Below are 15,789 nucleotides of genomic sequence, written 5' to 3' on the forward strand. Positions count from 1 at the left end.
CGCGACAAGAAGCTGCGCCGGCTGATGAAGAGACGCGCATGACCGCCCCCTTCCCCACCCGCAAACAGGAGGAATGGCGTTACGCCGACCTCGACGCGCTGAAGCCGGTTTGGGAACAGTTCGCAGAGCCGCTGACGCTGACAATCGGCGCGGGCGATTCCTTCGAAGACGTGTGGGTGCCGACCGGCGATGACGTGCAAGTGAAGCGCATGTCGATTGCGCTCGGTGCGGGCGCGAAGGCGCGATTGTTCGTGCTGAACACCGCATCGGTCTACGGCCGCATTGAGCTCCAGGTGAGCCTCGAAGCTGACGCCAATTTCGAGTTGTTCGCTGCGAATATCGGCGATGGTCAATCGACCAACGAAATCGTCACCAACGTGAGGCACATCGGCGAGCGCGGACGCTCGCGGCAGGTCGTTCGCTCGGTGCTCGGCGGCAAGGCCGTCGGTTCCTATCTCGGCAAGGTCGAGGTCGCACGCGGCGCGCAGCAAACCGACGGCGAACAATCGGTGAAAGCCATGCTGCTTAATCGCGGCGCAACAGCGAACTGTAAGCCCGAGCTGGAGATCTTCGCTGACGACGTGAAATGCGCTCACGGCGCGAGCGTCGGCGAGCTCGACGAGACTCAGATGTTCTACGCACAATCGCGCGGGCTCGACCCGGCAAGCGCGCGCGCGTTGCTGCTCGAAGGCTTCGTCATGGGACTTTGGGACAACGTCGCGGATGAGGCGCAACGCGAGGCGATCTGCGCCGCCGCGCGCGGTGCGTTGCGGAGGGTGGCATGAACGTCGCAACGCGCATCAACAGCGCGCTCGACGTTCGCTCCCAATTCCCGGCGATCGAGAATTGGCACTATCTCGACAGTGCGGCGACCGCGCAAAAACCGCAGGTCGTGATCGACGCAATCACCACCGCTTACGCCCGCGATTATGCGACAGTGCACCGCGGCGTTTACGAGCGCTCGGCGGCGATGACGGCGAGTTACGAAGCCGCACGCGCTGCCGCGTCAGGATTGATTGGCGGGCAACCGAACGAGGTCGTCTTCACGCGCGGCGCGACCGAAGCGATCAACTTGGTCGCGCGCTCGCTTCCAAAGGAAGGCCGCAACCGCGTGCTGCTGTCGCAGCTCGAGCATCATAGCAACATCGTTCCCTGGCAGCTCGCGGGTTACGAAGTCGACGCGGTTCCGCTGACCGTCGATGGACGCATCAATCTCGATGCCGCCGAAGCGATGATCTCCGAGGAGCATCGCGTCGTCGCTTTCGCGCACGTGTCGAACGTGCTCGGCTCGATTCTCGACACGAAGAGGGCGGCCGAGATTGCGCATTCGAAGGGCGCGCTTCTGCTGCTCGACGGCTGCCAGGCTGTTCCGCGAATTCCTGTCGACGTCGCGTCAATCGGTTGCGACTTCTACGCTTACTCTGGGCACAAGCTTTACGGCCCTACGGGCATCGGCTGTCTTTGGGGTCGATACGACCTGCTCAACGCCCTTCCTCCGTGGCAGGGTGGAGGGTCGATGATCGACCGAGTAACGTTCGCGAAGACCACATATCTCGACGCACCGATGCGCTTCGAGGCCGGCACGCCGCACATCGTCGGGGCGGTCGGATTGAACGCAGCGGTCAATTGGGTCGAAGGCCTGACTCTGGACGCAGTCCACGCGCATGAATGCGCGCTCGTCGCGGAATGCCGCGCGGCATTGTCGGGCGTCGGCGGCGTGACGCTTTACGGACCCGAGGACAGTGCAGGAATCGTCAGCTTCAACGTCGACGGGGTGCATCCGCACGACACCGCCACCATATTGGATGACGTGGGCGTCGCGGTCCGCGCCGGCCATCATTGCGCGCAGCCTCTGATGGACGTTCTCGGCGTTCCGGCGACGGCGCGGGCGAGCTTCGCGGCGCATAGCGACAGCTCGGACATCGAGGCTTTGGTGCGCGGGATAGAACAGGTGAAGCGGATCTTCGGATGAACAAGGAGCGGAAGATCGAAACGGAAGAAGTGGAAGCGGTAAGCCCACCGCCGCGCGCTCGAGTCACGCCCGATTTCGAGCGGAAGCGCGACTATCTGACCGGCTTCCTCTCGGGCGAGACCAAGCCGGCGGACGAAGCATCCGCTAACGAAGATCTGAAGAACAACGTCATCGACGCGCTGAAGTCGATCTACGACCCGGAAATTCCGGTCGACATCTACGAGCTCGGCCTGATCTACGACGTTGCGATAAGCGAGGATGGTGACGCGGTGGTGACGATGACGCTGACGACGCCGCACTGCCCGGTCGCGGAATCCCTTCCGAACGAAGTCGAGCTTCGAGTCCTCTCGGTCCCTGGAATCCGCGATGCCGAGGTGAAGCTGGTCTGGGACCCGCCGTGGGACCCGTCCAAGATGAGCGACGAGGCCCGGCTCGAACTGGGAATGCTATGAGCGGTATTTGTAATGAATAGGGAAACGAAAGTCCGGGCACCGCGTCCGGCCGCGATCATCCTGACCTCCGCGGCGGAAGCGCGCATTGCGGAATTGATGGGCCGCGCTCCCGAAGGCGCGATCGGTGTGAAGCTATCAACGCCGCGCCGCGGCTGCTCGGGCCTCGCTTACTCGGTCGATTATATCACCGAGGCGAACCCGATGGATGAAAAGATCGAGACTGCGGGCGGCACCTTCTTCGTAGACGGCGGATCGATCCTCTACCTGATCGGCTCGATCATGGACTGGCGCGAAGACGATTTCGCCGCCGGCTTCGTGTTCGAGAACCCGAATGCGAAGGGCGCCTGCGGCTGCGGCGAGAGCTTCACCGTCTGATAGGTAAGCCGTCGATTTTCTGATAAAGGGGCGCTTCGCAGCCGAAGGGGAATCGGCATGTCACGCTCAGCTTCGCTACTGTTTTCGACGATCGCCTATGCGATCTTTTTCGCGACCTTCCTCTACCTGATCGCCTTCGTCGGCAATTTGCCGCTTGCGGCTCTTACTGTCGATCGTGGGCCGGAGGCACCAGTCGCCGTCGCCGTCATTATCGATCTCGCCCTGCTCGCCCTTTTCGGAATTCAGCACAGCGTGATGGCTCGACAAGGGTTCAAGCGGGCATGGACCCGCATCGTGCCGCACTACCTCGAACGCAGTATCTATGTGCTCGGAGCCAGCGCTGTGCTGATCGTAATGTTCCTGCTCTGGCGCCCAATCCCACAGGTGATCTGGGACGCTAGCGGAACGGGGCTCGAATTTCCGCTCTGGCTGCTGTTCGGGTCCGGCTGGCTCGTCGTCCTCCTGAGCACGTTCATGATCAACCACTTCGAATTGTTCGGACTTCAGCAGGCCTGGTTCCACATGCGCAGTCGCGAGGCCCAGGCCCCGAACTCCGTCAGCCCTTCTTCTACCGGTGGGTGGCGCACCCGCTCTACGCGGGCTTTTTCATCTCCTTCTGGGCCATTCCGAAGATGACCGCCGGTCACCTGCTCTTCGCACTCGGAATGTCCGTCTATATCCTGATCGCCATCCGCTACGAGGAGCGCGATCTGAGGGGTCTGTTCGGCCGCGACTATGAGGAATACCGCGCGACTGTCGGCATGCTGACCCCGAAATTCTGGAAGCGCGCAGCCTAGACCGTCAGGGCAAGGTTTGCCGGGAAGGAGAAAGGGGCTAGGCGCTCGGCATGGCCGCCAGCGTCGCCCCGAATTCAGCCACGTCCGCGACTGGATCTTCGACCTCGACAATTGCCTGTACCCGGCCTCGAGCGGTCTGTTCGCGCTGATCGACGAGCGCATGAACGCCTATATCCGGCGTCTTCTGAACTGCGACGCCGACGAGGCGCACCGCGTCCAAAAGCATCATTTCCACACGCATGGGACGACGCTCGCGGGGCTGATGCGCGCGCACGAAATAGACCCGCACGAATTCCTCGAAGACGTTCACGCAATCCCGCTCGACCGCATCCAGCGCAACGATGCACTCGCGGCGTCATTGCAGCGCCTTCCCGGCAGACGATTCATCTTCACAAATGGCGATGCGCCTTATGCGCGCCGGGTGCTTGAGGCGATTGGGGTGGGCGACCGCTTCAACGATCTGCACGACATCCACGCCAGCAGCTATCGCCCGAAGCCCGACCCGCATGGCTATGAGCTACTCTGCGAGCGCTTCGGCATCGATCCCGCCCGGGCGCTTCTGGTCGACGACATCGCCCAGAACCTCAGGCCCGCGAAGACGCTCGGAATGACGACCGTCTGGGTGGACAATGGATCGGAGCGCGGGAACCACGGCGCCGAGGACAGCTACATCGACCATCGCATCGCCGATGTGGGCGAATGGCTCGAGACGATACTGGAGGATGAGGAATGACCGGCAGCCTGAGCCAAGTGATCGACGCGGCATGGGAGGATCGGAGCGCGATCGGGCCCGACACGAAGGGCGATGTCCGCCAGGCGGTCGACAAGGCCATCGCCGCTCTCGACAGCGGGGAAGCGCGCATCGCCGAAAAGGCCGGTGGGGAATGGGTTGTCAACCAATGGCTCAAGAAGGCGGTCCTGCTCTCGTTCCGGCTCAATCCGATGGAATTGATCGCCGGCGGCCCCGGCGGCGCGAACTGGTGGGACAAGGTGCCCTCCAAATTTGCGGCGCTCGGCGAGAAGGAATTCGAAGCCGCGGGCTATCGCGCGGTTCCCGGCGCCATCGTTCGCCGCGGCGCCTACATCGCTCCTGGGGCTGTCCTGATGCCGAGCTTCGTCAACATCGGTGCCCGGGTCGGCGAAGGCACAATGGTGGATACCTGGGCGACGGTCGGCAGCTGCGCCCAGATCGGCAGGAACGTGCACATTTCGGGCGGCGCCGGGATCGGCGGAGTGCTTGAGCCGCTTCAGGCCGGACCCGTGATCATCGAGGATGATTGCTTCATCGGTGCACGCTCGGAAGTCGCCGAAGGCGTGATCGTCGAGCAGGGCGCGGTCGTGTCGATGGGTGTTTTCCTCGGCGCCTCGACCAAGATCGTCGATCGTGCCTCGGGCGAAGTCCATTACGGCCGCGTTCCGGCCTATTCGGTGGTCGTTCCAGGCGCATTGCCGGGCAAGGATGGCGGCCCTTCACTGGCCTGCGCGGTCATTGTGAAGCGCGTCGACGAGCGGACGCGGTCGAAGACCAGCATCAACGAACTGCTGCGCGACTAGATAAGCTGACCTTATGAGCGGAAACCGCCCTTTTGTTGGCGGCGCTGGAGCTCGTCAGTCAGAATTCCTGGATGACGAAGCTCAGCCAGGATTGCTTTGACAGCAAGCTGCGGGAAGCGGCCGCGCCGGTCGGACCGCATACGCATGCGATGATCCGCAGCGTCATGAACCGCTCCGATTGGCTGACGCTCATCGGGCTCGCCGTGATCTGGGGCAGCGCTTTCTTCTGCATTCACGTCGCCGTGCATTCTGTGCCGCCGCTCACCTACGTCTGGCTGCGGGTGACGATCGCGGCCGCGGCTCTCTGGGCCTACCTCGCCTGGCGAAAGGAACCCGCAGGCCTGCCGAAGTCCGTTTGGGGCTCGATGTTCGTCCTCGCGCTGCTCAACAACGTCATTCCCTTCATCCTGTTCGGATGGGGACAGACCCATATCGCCAGCGGACTGGCGTCGATCCTCAATGCTACCACGCCGATCTGGGGCGTGATCGTCGCGCACGTCTTCACCCACGACGAGCGCATGACCCCGCGCAAGATCGCCGGAGTTCTGCTCGGATTCGGCGGCGTCGCTCTGATGATCGGCCCCGACTTGCTCGGCTCGATCGGAAACAATGTGCTCGCGCAGCTCGCCTGCGTCACCGCCGCTCTTCTCTACGCTTTGGCGGGAGTCTGGGCGCGCCGGTTCAAGCGGCTTGGAGTTTCGCCGATGTCGGTCACCACCGGTCAGTTGACCGCGAGTGCGCTCGTCATGCTTCCTGTCGCGCTGGTGTTCGATCGCCCATGGGAGCAGGCCGTTCCCCCGCTCGGCGCACTCGGCGCCATCCTCGTGCTCGCGGTCGTTTGCAGCGCCTACGCCTACATCCTCTATTTCCGGCTGATCGATTCAGCGGGTGCGACCAACGCATTGCTCGTCACCCTGCTGGTACCGCCGGTAGCAATCCTGATGGGCGCGCTCATGCTTGGTGAAATCATCGAAGCCCGCGATGTCGCCGGTCTCGGCCTTATCGCCCTTGGCCTCGCAGCGATCGACGGACGATTGCTCAGCCTCTTCCAGCGGCGGGCAGTTCAGCCAGCAGCTTCCTAGCTTCCTCGCCCGACCAGTCGAGGTCGCCCACATAGCGCCAAACCTCCCGGCCCTGTGCATCGTAAAGGATCGTCGTCGGCAGGATTTGGGCACCCGACGCCGACGACAAGGCCATCCGTGGATCGTGCCAGACTTCAAGGTCGGTCAGCCTGTTCTTCTCGAGGAAGGCATCGACAGAGCCCGCGGCGCCACGTCCTGCGAAACGGCGATGACGCGAATCCCTCCCTTCTGCTTGGCGACCGCCTGAAGCGTCGGCAGCTCCTTTACACAGGGGGCGCACCAGGTCGCCCAAATGTTGACGAGGACGGGCTGGCCTTTCGCATCCGCGAGAGTTGCCGGCTCATCTTCCGCGTCGCGAAGCTCGACATCGGGCGCGGGCTTGCCCGCCTGGTCGCGATGAATGCCGCGCGGATCTGAAGCGCTCGTCTCTTTGTTCGTCGGAGCCTCCTGCTTCTGGCAGGCAGCGACAGAGAGGCCGAGGGCGAGAAGGAGCGCAGCAGTTCTGAAGATGGACATGAGAGGCCGATAGGAAAGCCGCCCCGTGGCTGCAAGGCGCTGGAGCGGCTGGCGAAAGACTTCGCGAGACGCTACGCCACTCCCGATGTTCCGCCGCGCAGCCGTCGTAATCCTGATCGCCGCACTTTGCGGCTGCGGCCGTATGGCGCCGCTCACACCAGCGCAGGGCGAACCGCTGCCGGTCAAGCCGCTGATGGCCCAGACGACACCGACCGCGGAAGACCTGCTGACCCCGCCGACCTATGCCGACCCGCAGCGCGTGGACGAATTGATCAAGCGCTCGCAGCCGCGCTCGGTCGATCGTTTCGACCTGCCGCCCGCCGGTGGCGGAGCAGCGCCTCCGCCTCCGGCCGGGACAGGGCAGGAAAGCCCGACCAACGAAGTAGGACCCGCGACCCCCGAATGACAAGAAAGCTTCGCAAGGCCGTGTTTCCAGTGGCCGGCCTCGGCACGCGCCTGCTTCCCGCAACCAAGGCCATTCCGAAGGAGTTGCTGACGGTCGTCGACCGGCCGCTCATCCAGTATGCGGTCGACGAGGCTCGCGAGGCGGGCATCGAGCAGATGATCTTCGTCACCGGCCGCGGGAAATCGTCGCTCGTCGATTATTTCGACATGGCTTTCGAGCTCGAAACGACGATGCGCGAGAAGGGCAAGACGCTCGAGGCGCTCGAGCCGTCGCGCGCCCGCTTCGGCGAGCTGGTTTCGGTCCGCCAGCAGCAGCCTCTCGGCCTGGGTCACGCAGTGTGGTGCGCGCGCGAAGTGGTCGGCGACGAGCCGTTCGCGGTCCTTCTCCCCGACGACCTGATGTCCGGCACGCCGGGTGCCCTCAAGCAGATGGTCGAAGCCTGGGAGAAGGTCGGCGGCAATATGTTGGCCATCGAGGTAGTGCCGCACGAGAAGACCGGCAGCTATGGGGTCATCACTCCGGGCAGGCAGGACGGCGCGGTTACCGAAGTCCTCGGCCTCGTCGAAAAGCCGAAGCCGGAAGAAGCGCCTTCGAATCTTGCGGTAATCGGCCGCTACATCCTTCAGCCCGACGTCATGCGGGTGCTCGGCAAGGGCGAAACCGGCGCAGGTGGAGAAATCCAGCTGACGGACGCCATGGCCCAGCTGATCGGCAAGCAGCCGTTTCACGCGATCAAGGTCGACGCTGTCCGGCACGACTGCGGCGACAAGGCCGGCTACGTTATCGCCAATCTCGCGCTCGCTCTTGAGCGCGAAGACGTCGGCCCCAAGGTCCGGGAGTTTCTCGCCGGGCTCTAGGCCTCGGTGGAGCGAATCTTTTCCTGGAGACGGCGCAACTCGGCCTCGCTCGCGAGCCAGCGATCGCGCATCTCGCCCAACTCGATTGCGCGCCCGACCACTCGAGCGTCGAGGGCAGCAACGTCGTTGCGGAGCTTGGCCAGCTGTTTGGACCGCTCGATCTCTCGACCGATCCGGGCAATGAGCACCTCGAAATGGAACGGCTTCGCGATGACCGTGTCCGCGCCGCTCCTGTAAGCCTGCACGGCGCCGTCCGTGTCGGACCTGCCGGTGACAAGGAAGACCGGAAGCTCGCGGTGCACGGGGTCCTCACGCACCATGCTGACCAGCTCAACGCCGCTGGTTCCCGGCATCCGAAGCTCCGACAGGATCAGGCTGACCGAAAGCCGATGCAGCTCCGCCATTGCAGAGGCCGCGGTGTCCGCCGTAGCCACCCGATATCCGCCCTCCGAGATGCGACGGGCCAGGACTCCCAGATAAGCGCGGTTCGGCTGCACGATGAGGACGCGCGGAGCCTCGGCTCCCGCTTCGTGAACCTCATTCTGCCACGGTGCGACATCCATTGGCCGAGGCTACGGGGGAATGGTTAATGCCGCGATAAGCGCGATCAGGGCTCCAGCTCGATGTCCCAGTAGAGGTAATCGCGCCAGCTCTGGTGCAAATAGTTGGGCGGGAAGCTGCGCCCGTGATCCTGCAACTGCCAGCTGGTCGGGCGGATCGGCTCAAGCTCTATATGCATGCCGGCCTGGCGCGGCGTGCGTCCGCCTTTCCTGAGGTTGCAGGGTGCACAGGCCGTCGCGACATTTTCCCACGTCGTGCGGCCGCCCTGGGCGCGTGGGAGCACGTGGTCGAAGGTCAGTTCCTTGCGCGAACCGCAATAGACGCAGCTGAACTTGTCGCGGAGGAACAGGTTGAACCTTGTGAACGCCGGATATTCGCTGGGCTTCACGAACTGGCGAAGCGCAATCACCGACGGAAGCTTCAGCGCCATGCTCGGGCTGTGCACTTCGCGGTCGTAGTGCGCGACGACATCGACGCGCTCCAGGAACATGGCCTTGATCGCGGTCTGCCAAGGCCAGAGGCTGAGCGGATAATAAGAGAGCGGCGTGTAGTCGGCGTTCAGGACGAGCGCCGGGCAGCTTTCGGGATGGCGAATGAGGTCGGGGTGATACATGACGCGGGCAATGGCCTTTCCTGTCCGCCCGCTACGAACAAGTCTCCGGCCCTGTCGCACTCAAGGAGGAGATGGGTCGCGTCGGGCCCGTCTTCCCTTGTTGCCCACCGGATGCCAACCCGATGTGACGGCATGAAGAATCGAAGATTGCGGATTCGCCGTCAAGAGTCCTTTGAGTCACAGTCGAAATGATTGTGACGCGTTTCGCACCCTCGCCGACGGGCCGGCTTCATCTCGGTCATGCGTTCAGCGCGGTTTCGGGTCACGCACGGGCCCTCGAAAGTGGCGGTCGCTTTCTTCTTCGGATCGACGATCTCGACCAGGGACGCAGCCGACCGGAGTTCGTCGACGGCATTTACGAGGACATGGAATGGCTCGGACTCCACTGGGATGAGCCGGTCCTCGTGCAATCGCAGCGGACCGACGACTACGGGGCGGCGCTTGACCGGCTGCGTGAGCGTGGGCTCGTCTATGCCTGCTTTTGCACCAGGGCCGACATTGCACAGTCGATGGCGGCTCCGCACGGCGACGCAGCCGCATCCTATCCCGGGACTTGTCGGCCCTTGCATGACAACCCGGAGCGGCGAGCAAAGACGCCGCACAGCTGGCGGCTAGATTCCGCCAAGGCGCTCGAAATCGCCGGCCTACCGTCGTGGACGGAGACCGACGGAGGCCGCTTCGATGCAGACGCGTCGCAGATTGGCGACGTCATCCTAGCGAGGAAGGATGCGCCCGCGAGCTATCACCTATCCTGCGTCGTCGATGACGCGGCAAGCGGAGTGACCATGGTCGTGCGCGGAGCGGATCTCCGCCCATCGACGCCGACCCAGCGACTGCTGCAGGTGCTGCTCGACCTGCCGGAACCCACCTATCGGCACCATCCTTTGGTCACGCACAAAGACGGACGGCGGCTCGCCAAGCGCGACCTTGCGCCGACGCTCGCTGCCATGCGCGAGGGCGGCGTCGACGGAATTCGGCTCGCCCGAGACCTGCTGGCCGAAAAGCTCCCCTTGGTTTCGCATTTCGCGACGAGTAGAGCCGGGCCATGAACGCGATCCTCATCATCCTGCTCATCCTCGCCATGGGTGCTACCGCCTACGTCCTCGTTCGCGGGGTCATAGCCATGGCTTCGGGCAAGGACATCAGCGGCGAGCGGCAGCAGGATTACATGCGCAAGCGCGTGCTGTTCCAGGCCGTCGCGATCATCATCGTCATCCTGCTTCTGGTCGTGGCAGGCGGATCGCGGGGCTGACGGCCAAGACCTGATGGTCCGCCTCAACAAAATTTATACCAAGACGGGGGACGCCGGAACGGCGGGGCTGGTCAACGGCTCGCGGGTCAGCAAATCGAGCCTCCGGATGATCGCCATCGGTGAAGTGGACGAGGCTAATGCCGCCATCGGCATGGCCATCTCGGCGATGGATGGGGGCGAGGTCCGTGCGCACCTGCTCCGCATCCAGAATGATATGTTCGATGTCGGCGCAGACGTCGCAACGCCGGGCGAAGTCGACGGCGCGCTGCGCACCGTCCCCGTACAGGTCGAGCGGCTGGAGCAGGAAATCGATGGGATGAACGCGGACCTCGCGCCGCTCACCAGCTTCATCCTTCCGAGCGGCTCGGTGGCCGTTTCCGCGCTGCATTTTGCCCGCGCAGTCGTCCGCCGCGCCGAGCGGGCAGCCGTCGCGCTGAACGAGGTCGAGCCGCTTAATCCGCACCTCCTCGCCTACCTCAATCGCCTGTCCGACCATTTGTTCGTCGGCGCGCGTAAAGTCGCCGCTGGTTCTGGCGGCGATGTCCTCTGGAAGCCGGGCGGAACCCGGGACGAATAGCCGCTCCGGCGGAACATTTGGAGAACTTCGGCTTTTATCTGCCGCTGTTTCGTGGCAGGGGCTCAACGATGGCCAGGGAGGATTCGGCTCGAACCCCCAAAGCGCTCCGCGAGCGATTGGTTGCCACGCGCAAGCTGACGCTCGATCTGGCTGCGCCTCTTTCGGACGCGGATGCGACGATCCAGCCGTTTCCGGACGCCTCGCCGGCCAAGTGGCACCTAGCCCACACGACCTGGTTCTTCGAGACGTTCGTGCTGCGCGACCATGTCGCCGATTACAGGCCGTTCGACGAGCGCTTCGCTTACCTGTTCAACAGCTACTACGAGACGGAGGGCGACCGTCACGCACGGCCCAAGCGCGGTATGCTCAGCCGCCCCTCGCTCGACGAAGTTCGCGACTGGCGCGCCCAGGTCGATGCGGCACTCGATCGCGAGTTGCCGAACTTCTCGCCGAACGTCCTCGACCTCATCGAACTGGGCATCAATCACGAGCAGCAGCACCAGGAGCTTTTCCTTACCGACCTGCTGGCGACCTTCGCCGAAAATCCGATGGAGCCGGCTTATGCCGAGCTCGGCCCGCCCGCCTGCTTCGCGACCGAGCCGATGACATTTCATCCGGGTCGAGCCGGGATCGTCGAAATCGGAGCGAGCGAAGATGGCTTTGCCTTCGACTGCGAGCGGCCGCGCCACCGCGTCGTCCTGCACCCCCACGCGATAGCGAGCCGCAAGGTGACGAGCGGCGAATGGACCGACTTCATTGCCGACGGCGGCTACTCCACTCCGACGCTCTGGCTCAGCGAGGGCTGGGACTGGGTGCAGCGCGAAAAGATCGATGCGCCTCTCTACTGGCACGGCGACGGCACGCAGTTCACGCTCGCGGGCCGCCGCGAGATCGACCGCGCCGCACCCGTTGCGCACATCAGCTATTACGAGGCCGACGCTTTCGCCCGCTGGGCCGGCGCGCGCCTTCCGACTGAAGCCGAATGGGAGGACTTCGCGGGAAGTGCCGATCCTTTCCTCGGCAACCAGCTTGACACAGCCGAGGCTGTCCTTCCGAAACCCGGAGGAGGAATCTTCGGCGATGTGTGGGAGTGGACCGGAAGTGCCTACCTCTCCTACCCAGGCTTCGTTCCGGCCGAGGGCGCGGTCGGCGAGTATAACGGCAAGTTCATGTGCGGACAGTTCGTGCTGAAGGGGCCAGCTGCGCAACGCCGCGCGGGCACAGCCGCGCCTCCTATCGCAATTTCTTTCCTCCGGCCTCGCGCTGGCAATTCACGGGGCTGAGGCTTGCTCGAGACAGCTGAACGGGTCGATCCCGCCTTCCGAGAAGACGTGCTGGCAGGCTTGTCGGCCTATATTCCCGCAGTGCCCGCGCGCTGGCTCTACGACCGCCGTGGATCGGAGCTGTTCGACGAGATCACCCGTCTCCCTGCTTATTATCCAACGCAGACGGAGACGGCGCTTCTCAAGGAGATTCTTCCGGACATCGCGAAGTGCGTCCACGCCGGGCTGCCGTAGTCGAGTTCGGCGCCGGCTCGGCGACAAAAACGCCATTGCTTCTCGAAGCGATCAACCCGGCGGCCTACGTGCCAGTCGACATCTCCGGCGACTATCTTCGCGAGAGTGCTGCCGAGATCGCCGACCTATTCCCGTCCATCTCAGTCGAGCCGGTCGTCGCCGACTTCGCGCGACCTTTCGACCTGCCCGACAGTATCGCGGCTCTGCCAAAGCTCGGCTTCTTTCCGGGTTCGACCATCGGCAATTTCGTGCCGCGGACCGGGACCGACCTCCTACGCAGCTTCCGCGACCTGCTCGGCGTCGGCGCGCAGCTGCTGATCGGCATGGACAAGGTGAAGCCGATCGAGCGCCTGATCGCGGCCTACGACGATCCCACGGGGGTCACCGCCGCCTTCAATCTCAACCTCCTCGAGCGGATCAACCGTGAGCTGGACGGCGACATCCCGATCGACGCCTTCCGTCACGAGGCACGCTGGAACGACATTTTGTCGCGGATCGAGATGCATCTCGTCGCGAGGCGGGACGTGACGTTCACGATCTCAGGCAAGAGCTTCTCCTTCGCCAAGGGCTCGTCGATCCATACCGAGAACAGCCACAAGTACGGACAGCGCGGCGCACGGGTCCTGCTTCTGGCGGGCGGGTGGACGCCATTGGCGGAGTGGACAGACCCGGCCGGAGATTTCGCAGTCATCCTCGCCGAGGCACTTCCGAACCGTTTCGCACCGTAGATTGCGGCGCAGCGGGCCTCCCGCTAAGCCCCGTCAATGCTGATTGCGCTCTTCAACGTCGCCGACCTGCTTCTTCGGGTCCTCGGCTGGATCATCATCATCCAGGTCATCCTCAGCTGGCTGGTGGCCTTCAACGTGTTGAACACGGGCTCGCAGGGCCTGCGCGCCTTCGTCGGCGCGCTCGACCGCATCACCGACCCGCTCTACCGGCCGATCCGGAAGGTCATGCCGGATTTCGGCGGCATCGATTTCTCGCCCCTGGTCCTCCTTCTCGTCATCCAGATCCTGCGGATGCTTCTGAGCGGCGTCGCGGTGGACCTGGCCTATTCGGGCGCATGACCGCAAAGATCATCGACGGAAAAGCCGCTGCCGCCGAAGTAAGGGCGCGCGTCGCCGGGATTGCAGCGGAATTCGCGCGCACGACCGGTCGCCAACCGGGTCTCGCGACAGTGCTGGTCGGCGAGGATCCCGCGAGCGCGGTCTATGTCCGGTCCAAGGGCAAGGCGACCAGCGAAGCCGGCATGGCAAGCTTCTCGCACAAGCTCCCGGACACGACCTCGGAGACTGAGCTCCTCCACCTCGTCGACCAGCTCAATCGCGACGATAACGTGGACGGGATCCTGGTTCAGCTGCCGCTTCCTCCGCAGATCGATGCGTCCCGGGTCATTGCGGCGATCGATCCGGCCAAGGACGTCGACGGCTTCCACCCGATGAACGCCGGACGGCTGGCGACCGGGCTCGAAGCGCTCGTCCCGTGCACGCCCTACGGCTGCCTCTATCTGCTGAAGCAGGAACTCGGATCGATCGCCGGGAAGGAGGCCGTCGTGATCGGCCGCTCCAATATCGTCGGAAAGCCGATGGCGCTGCTGCTGATCGGCGAAAGCGCGACGGTGACGGTCGCCCACTCCCGAACGAGGGACCTGCCGGATGTCGTTCGCCGCGCGGACATTGTCGTAGCCGCGGTCGGCCGCCCGGAAATGGTCAAGAGTGACTGGATCAAGCCGGGTGCGACGGTCATTGACGTCGGCATCAACCGTGTGCCGACGGAAGACAGCAAGTCTCGCCTCGTCGGCGACGTCGACTTCGCCGGAGCAAGCGAGCGAGCCGGGGCGATCACTCCTGTTCCGGGCGGCGTGGGCCCGATGACCATCGCCATGCTTTTAAGGAACACGGTTGTTGCCGCGCACCGGAGGGCGGGGCTCTCGGATCCGAAGGGAGTGTAATGCTAGAATTCCTGCTTGCTGCCGCCGCAATCAGTGCCGTCGACGCGGAACGCGCGTTCGCAGCCGATGCGAAACGTATCGGACAATGGACCGCTTTTCGCAAATATGCCGACGAAACCGCGGTCATGTTTACGCCCCAGGCGGTCTGGGCCCATGAGTTCCTCGCCCCTCTGAAGGACCCGCCCAAGGCGATCAGCTGGGGACCCTCGGACAGCTGGCTTTCGTGCGACGGCCGGACGGCGATAAATCGTGGCCCGTGGACTTCGGCGTCCGGCAAAGCGACGGGCTATTTCACCACGGTCTGGATGCGCAGCGGCAAGAGCTGGAAGTGGTCGTACGATGGCGGTGACACGCTGGCATCGCCGATGGCGCTTCCGAAGAAGCCCCGCGTGCAGCGCGCCAGCTGCGGCGGCCGGACGAAGATTCCGGGGGCGTATCGCGAAGAGGTGAAATCGACCGCGCGGATCGCCGGCAAGCCGCCCGCTGACGGCGGCCAGGGCCGATCGGCCGACGGCACCCTCATTTACGAATGGAAGGTTTCCGCGTCCGGCGAACGCCATTTCGAAGCCAAGCTCTGGAACGGCCGCGACTACCGCACCATTCTCGACCAGCACATCAGCGCGCCCAAAGAATGATCGAGGTCTTCGGCTCGGCTCTCGTCACCTTCCTGGTCATCATCGACCCGCCGGGCTGCGCACCCATCTTTGCAAGCCTGACACGCGGGACGCCCGGCAAGCACCGCCGGGCGATGGCGGTCCGATCCTCGCTGATCGCCTGGGCGATCCTGATGTTCTTCGCTCTGCTCGGCCGCCCGATGCTTCAGGCACTGGGCATCAGCCTTGCAAGCTTCCGCGTCGCCGGTGGCATCATGCTGTTCATGATCGCCCTCGACATGGTGTTTGAGCGCCGGACCCAGCGCCGGGAGTCCAGGGCCCAGTCGATCGAGGGCACTCCGGAGGCCGAGGACATCTCGGTGTTCCCGATGGCGATACCCATGATCGCGGGCCCCGGTTCGATCGCCAGCGCCATGCTGTGGGTGTCTCGCGCGGACGGCTCTGCAGAGGTCGCTGCGGTTCTTGCCGCGATTACGATCGTGATGCTGCTGACCATGCTGGCCCTCCTCGCCGCCGGACCGATCATGCGCCTTATCGGCGAAAAGCTGGAAGCGATGATCACTCGGGTCCTCGGCGTAATCCTTGCCGCGCTCGCCGCTCAGTTCGTGATCGACGGCCTCAAGCAAAGCTTCCCCTCGCTCTAGGAAGGGAACCAGTGGTACCTATCGAGCGCTCTTAAATCTCGTCGCCCCA

At 64.2% G+C, this 15,789-nt stretch carries 21 protein-coding genes and 2 pseudogenes; 20 read left to right on the forward strand and 3 right to left on the reverse strand.

From position 1 onward, the window contains the following. Positions 1–38 precede the first annotated feature (38 nt). The 9 genes from H9L14_RS12460 (at position 39) to H9L14_RS12495 (ending at position 6,232) form a co-directional block, all read left to right on the forward strand. Positions 39–785 (forward strand): SufD family Fe-S cluster assembly protein, encoded by a 747-nt coding sequence (locus tag H9L14_RS12460; protein ID WP_187708350.1) that lies wholly within the window; start codon positions 39–41, stop codon positions 783–785. Then, positions 782–1,972 (forward strand): aminotransferase class V-fold PLP-dependent enzyme, encoded by a 1,191-nt coding sequence (locus H9L14_RS12465; protein WP_187708351.1) that lies wholly within the window; start codon positions 782–784, stop codon positions 1,970–1,972. Before H9L14_RS12460 ends, H9L14_RS12465 begins: the two co-directional genes overlap by 4 nt. Beyond that, a complete protein-coding gene (locus H9L14_RS12470) occupies positions 1,969–2,424 on the forward strand; it encodes an SUF system Fe-S cluster assembly protein (RefSeq protein ID WP_187708352.1) in 456 nt (151 codons plus the stop codon). The genes H9L14_RS12465 and H9L14_RS12470 overlap by 4 nt, the downstream gene beginning before the upstream one ends. A 12-nt stretch (positions 2,425–2,436) precedes the next feature. Continuing rightward, positions 2,437–2,799 (forward strand): HesB/IscA family protein, encoded by a 363-nt coding sequence (locus H9L14_RS12475; protein ID WP_187708353.1) that lies wholly within the window; start codon positions 2,437–2,439, stop codon positions 2,797–2,799. A gap of 57 nt (positions 2,800–2,856) precedes the next feature. After that, positions 2,857–3,435, forward strand: coding sequence for a hypothetical protein (locus H9L14_RS12480; RefSeq protein WP_222949830.1), 579 nt, complete (start codon positions 2,857–2,859; stop codon positions 3,433–3,435). Continuing rightward, positions 3,432–3,596, forward strand: a complete 165-nt coding sequence (locus H9L14_RS15165) for a methyltransferase family protein (protein ID WP_343070194.1) — start codon at positions 3,432–3,434, stop codon at positions 3,594–3,596. Before H9L14_RS12480 ends, H9L14_RS15165 begins: the two co-directional genes overlap by 4 nt. Positions 3,597–3,612: 16 nt before the next feature. Further along, entirely contained in the window at positions 3,613–4,329 is a 717-nt protein-coding gene (locus tag H9L14_RS12485; protein WP_187708354.1) for a pyrimidine 5'-nucleotidase, read from the forward strand. Beyond that, complete coding sequence (dapD, locus tag H9L14_RS12490; protein ID WP_187708355.1) at positions 4,326–5,150, forward strand: 2,3,4,5-tetrahydropyridine-2,6-dicarboxylate N-succinyltransferase; 825 nt, start codon at positions 4,326–4,328, stop codon at positions 5,148–5,150. The genes H9L14_RS12485 and dapD overlap by 4 nt, the downstream gene beginning before the upstream one ends. Positions 5,151–5,221: 71 nt before the next feature. After that, on the forward strand, positions 5,222–6,232 hold the full coding sequence (locus H9L14_RS12495; RefSeq protein WP_222949832.1) for a DMT family transporter: 1,011 nt from the start codon (positions 5,222–5,224) through the stop codon (positions 6,230–6,232). A 144-nt stretch (positions 6,233–6,376) separates the two neighbouring features. Here the strand turns inward: H9L14_RS12495 and H9L14_RS12500 are convergent, their stop codons facing one another. After that, positions 6,377–6,748 carry a TlpA family protein disulfide reductase gene (locus tag H9L14_RS12500; RefSeq protein ID WP_187708356.1) on the reverse strand — a complete coding sequence of 124 codons (372 nt, stop codon included), beginning with the start codon at positions 6,746–6,748 and terminating at the stop codon, positions 6,377–6,379. A gap of 85 nt (positions 6,749–6,833) precedes the next feature. Here H9L14_RS12500 and H9L14_RS12505 point away from each other — a divergent pair, with 85 nt between their 5' ends. Together H9L14_RS12505 and galU are read left to right on the forward strand one after the other, a co-directional pair. Next, positions 6,834–7,154, forward strand: a complete 321-nt coding sequence (locus H9L14_RS12505) for a hypothetical protein (protein ID WP_343070195.1) — start codon at positions 6,834–6,836, stop codon at positions 7,152–7,154. After that, a complete protein-coding gene (gene galU / locus H9L14_RS12510) occupies positions 7,151–8,011 on the forward strand; it encodes a UTP--glucose-1-phosphate uridylyltransferase GalU (RefSeq protein ID WP_187708357.1) in 861 nt (286 codons plus the stop codon). Before H9L14_RS12505 ends, galU begins: the two co-directional genes overlap by 4 nt. Here galU and H9L14_RS12515 read toward each other — a convergent pair. Beyond that, the gene (locus tag H9L14_RS12515) at positions 8,008–8,574 is read right to left on the reverse strand and encodes a response regulator (protein WP_187708358.1); all 567 of its coding nucleotides are present in this window, start codon (positions 8,572–8,574) and stop codon (positions 8,008–8,010) included. The two genes, galU and H9L14_RS12515, sit on opposite strands and share 4 nt — an antisense overlap. Before the next feature lie 44 nt (positions 8,575–8,618). Beyond that, complete coding sequence (locus H9L14_RS12520) at positions 8,619–9,185, reverse strand: HNH endonuclease (protein ID WP_187708359.1); 567 nt, start codon at positions 9,183–9,185, stop codon at positions 8,619–8,621. Positions 9,186–9,373: 188 nt separating this feature from the next. Between H9L14_RS12520 and gluQRS the strand changes: the two genes are divergently transcribed. From gluQRS to H9L14_RS12565, 9 genes and pseudogenes are all read left to right on the forward strand, one after another. Then, positions 9,374–10,234, forward strand: coding sequence for a tRNA glutamyl-Q(34) synthetase GluQRS (gene gluQRS, locus H9L14_RS12525; protein WP_187708360.1), 861 nt, complete (start codon positions 9,374–9,376; stop codon positions 10,232–10,234). Further along, the gene (locus H9L14_RS12530) at positions 10,231–10,437 is read left to right on the forward strand and encodes a twin transmembrane helix small protein (RefSeq protein ID WP_187708361.1); all 207 of its coding nucleotides are present in this window, start codon (positions 10,231–10,233) and stop codon (positions 10,435–10,437) included. Before gluQRS ends, H9L14_RS12530 begins: the two co-directional genes overlap by 4 nt. A 13-nt stretch (positions 10,438–10,450) precedes the next feature. Further along, a complete protein-coding gene (locus H9L14_RS12535; RefSeq protein WP_187708362.1) occupies positions 10,451–11,014 on the forward strand; it encodes a cob(I)yrinic acid a,c-diamide adenosyltransferase in 564 nt (187 codons plus the stop codon). Positions 11,015–11,082: 68 nt separating this feature from the next. Next, positions 11,083–12,317 (forward strand): annotated as a pseudogene (egtB, locus tag H9L14_RS12540) (ergothioneine biosynthesis protein EgtB). Next, positions 12,301–13,259 (forward strand): annotated as a pseudogene (gene egtD, locus H9L14_RS12545) (L-histidine N(alpha)-methyltransferase). Before egtB ends, egtD begins: the two co-directional pseudogenes overlap by 17 nt. A 36-nt stretch (positions 13,260–13,295) precedes the next feature. After that, complete coding sequence (locus tag H9L14_RS12550; RefSeq protein ID WP_187708363.1) at positions 13,296–13,598, forward strand: YggT family protein; 303 nt, start codon at positions 13,296–13,298, stop codon at positions 13,596–13,598. Further along, positions 13,595–14,482 carry a bifunctional methylenetetrahydrofolate dehydrogenase/methenyltetrahydrofolate cyclohydrolase FolD gene (gene folD, locus H9L14_RS12555; protein WP_187708364.1) on the forward strand — a complete coding sequence of 296 codons (888 nt, stop codon included), beginning with the start codon at positions 13,595–13,597 and terminating at the stop codon, positions 14,480–14,482. The genes H9L14_RS12550 and folD overlap by 4 nt, the downstream gene beginning before the upstream one ends. After that, positions 14,482–15,117, forward strand: coding sequence for a hypothetical protein (locus H9L14_RS12560; protein ID WP_187708365.1), 636 nt, complete (start codon positions 14,482–14,484; stop codon positions 15,115–15,117). The genes folD and H9L14_RS12560 overlap by 1 nt, the downstream gene beginning before the upstream one ends. Then, positions 15,114–15,740 carry a MarC family protein gene (locus H9L14_RS12565; protein WP_187708366.1) on the forward strand — a complete coding sequence of 209 codons (627 nt, stop codon included), beginning with the start codon at positions 15,114–15,116 and terminating at the stop codon, positions 15,738–15,740. The genes H9L14_RS12560 and H9L14_RS12565 overlap by 4 nt, the downstream gene beginning before the upstream one ends. The last annotated feature ends 49 nt before the right edge of the window (positions 15,741–15,789 follow it).

This window comes from Sphingomonas sediminicola (assembly GCF_014489515.1).
In the GTDB taxonomy this organism is placed as follows: Bacteria; Pseudomonadota; Alphaproteobacteria; order Sphingomonadales; family Sphingomonadaceae; genus Sphingomicrobium; species Sphingomicrobium sediminicola.

Excerpts from the sequence above, each read along its gene's own strand:
- H9L14_RS12460 (WP_187708350.1), top strand. The coding sequence starts at position 39 with ATGACCGCCCCCTTCCCCACCCGCAAACAGGAGGAATGGCGTTACGCC.
- H9L14_RS12465 (WP_187708351.1), top strand. The coding sequence starts at position 782 with ATGAACGTCGCAACGCGCATCAACAGCGCGCTCGACGTTCGCTCCCAA.
- H9L14_RS12470 (WP_187708352.1), top strand. The coding sequence starts at position 1,969 with ATGAACAAGGAGCGGAAGATCGAAACGGAAGAAGTGGAAGCGGTAAGC.
- H9L14_RS12475 (WP_187708353.1), top strand. The coding sequence starts at position 2,437 with ATGAATAGGGAAACGAAAGTCCGGGCACCGCGTCCGGCCGCGATCATC.
- H9L14_RS12480 (WP_222949830.1), top strand. The coding sequence starts at position 2,857 with ATGTCACGCTCAGCTTCGCTACTGTTTTCGACGATCGCCTATGCGATC.
- H9L14_RS15165 (WP_343070194.1), top strand. The coding sequence starts at position 3,432 with ATGACCGCCGGTCACCTGCTCTTCGCACTCGGAATGTCCGTCTATATC.
- dapD (WP_187708355.1), top strand. The coding sequence starts at position 4,326 with ATGACCGGCAGCCTGAGCCAAGTGATCGACGCGGCATGGGAGGATCGG.
- H9L14_RS12495 (WP_222949832.1), top strand. The coding sequence starts at position 5,222 with ATGACGAAGCTCAGCCAGGATTGCTTTGACAGCAAGCTGCGGGAAGCG.
- H9L14_RS12500 (WP_187708356.1), bottom strand. The coding sequence starts at position 6,748 with ATGTCCATCTTCAGAACTGCTGCGCTCCTTCTCGCCCTCGGCCTCTCT.
- H9L14_RS12505 (WP_343070195.1), top strand. The coding sequence starts at position 6,834 with ATGTTCCGCCGCGCAGCCGTCGTAATCCTGATCGCCGCACTTTGCGGC.
- galU (WP_187708357.1), top strand. The coding sequence starts at position 7,151 with ATGACAAGAAAGCTTCGCAAGGCCGTGTTTCCAGTGGCCGGCCTCGGC.
- H9L14_RS12515 (WP_187708358.1), bottom strand. The coding sequence starts at position 8,574 with ATGGATGTCGCACCGTGGCAGAATGAGGTTCACGAAGCGGGAGCCGAG.
- H9L14_RS12520 (WP_187708359.1), bottom strand. The coding sequence starts at position 9,185 with ATGTATCACCCCGACCTCATTCGCCATCCCGAAAGCTGCCCGGCGCTC.
- gluQRS (WP_187708360.1), top strand. The coding sequence starts at position 9,374 with ATGATTGTGACGCGTTTCGCACCCTCGCCGACGGGCCGGCTTCATCTC.
- H9L14_RS12530 (WP_187708361.1), top strand. The coding sequence starts at position 10,231 with ATGAACGCGATCCTCATCATCCTGCTCATCCTCGCCATGGGTGCTACC.
- H9L14_RS12535 (WP_187708362.1), top strand. The coding sequence starts at position 10,451 with ATGGTCCGCCTCAACAAAATTTATACCAAGACGGGGGACGCCGGAACG.
- H9L14_RS12550 (WP_187708363.1), top strand. The coding sequence starts at position 13,296 with ATGCTGATTGCGCTCTTCAACGTCGCCGACCTGCTTCTTCGGGTCCTC.
- folD (WP_187708364.1), top strand. The coding sequence starts at position 13,595 with ATGACCGCAAAGATCATCGACGGAAAAGCCGCTGCCGCCGAAGTAAGG.
- H9L14_RS12560 (WP_187708365.1), top strand. The coding sequence starts at position 14,482 with ATGCTAGAATTCCTGCTTGCTGCCGCCGCAATCAGTGCCGTCGACGCG.
- H9L14_RS12565 (WP_187708366.1), top strand. The coding sequence starts at position 15,114 with ATGATCGAGGTCTTCGGCTCGGCTCTCGTCACCTTCCTGGTCATCATC.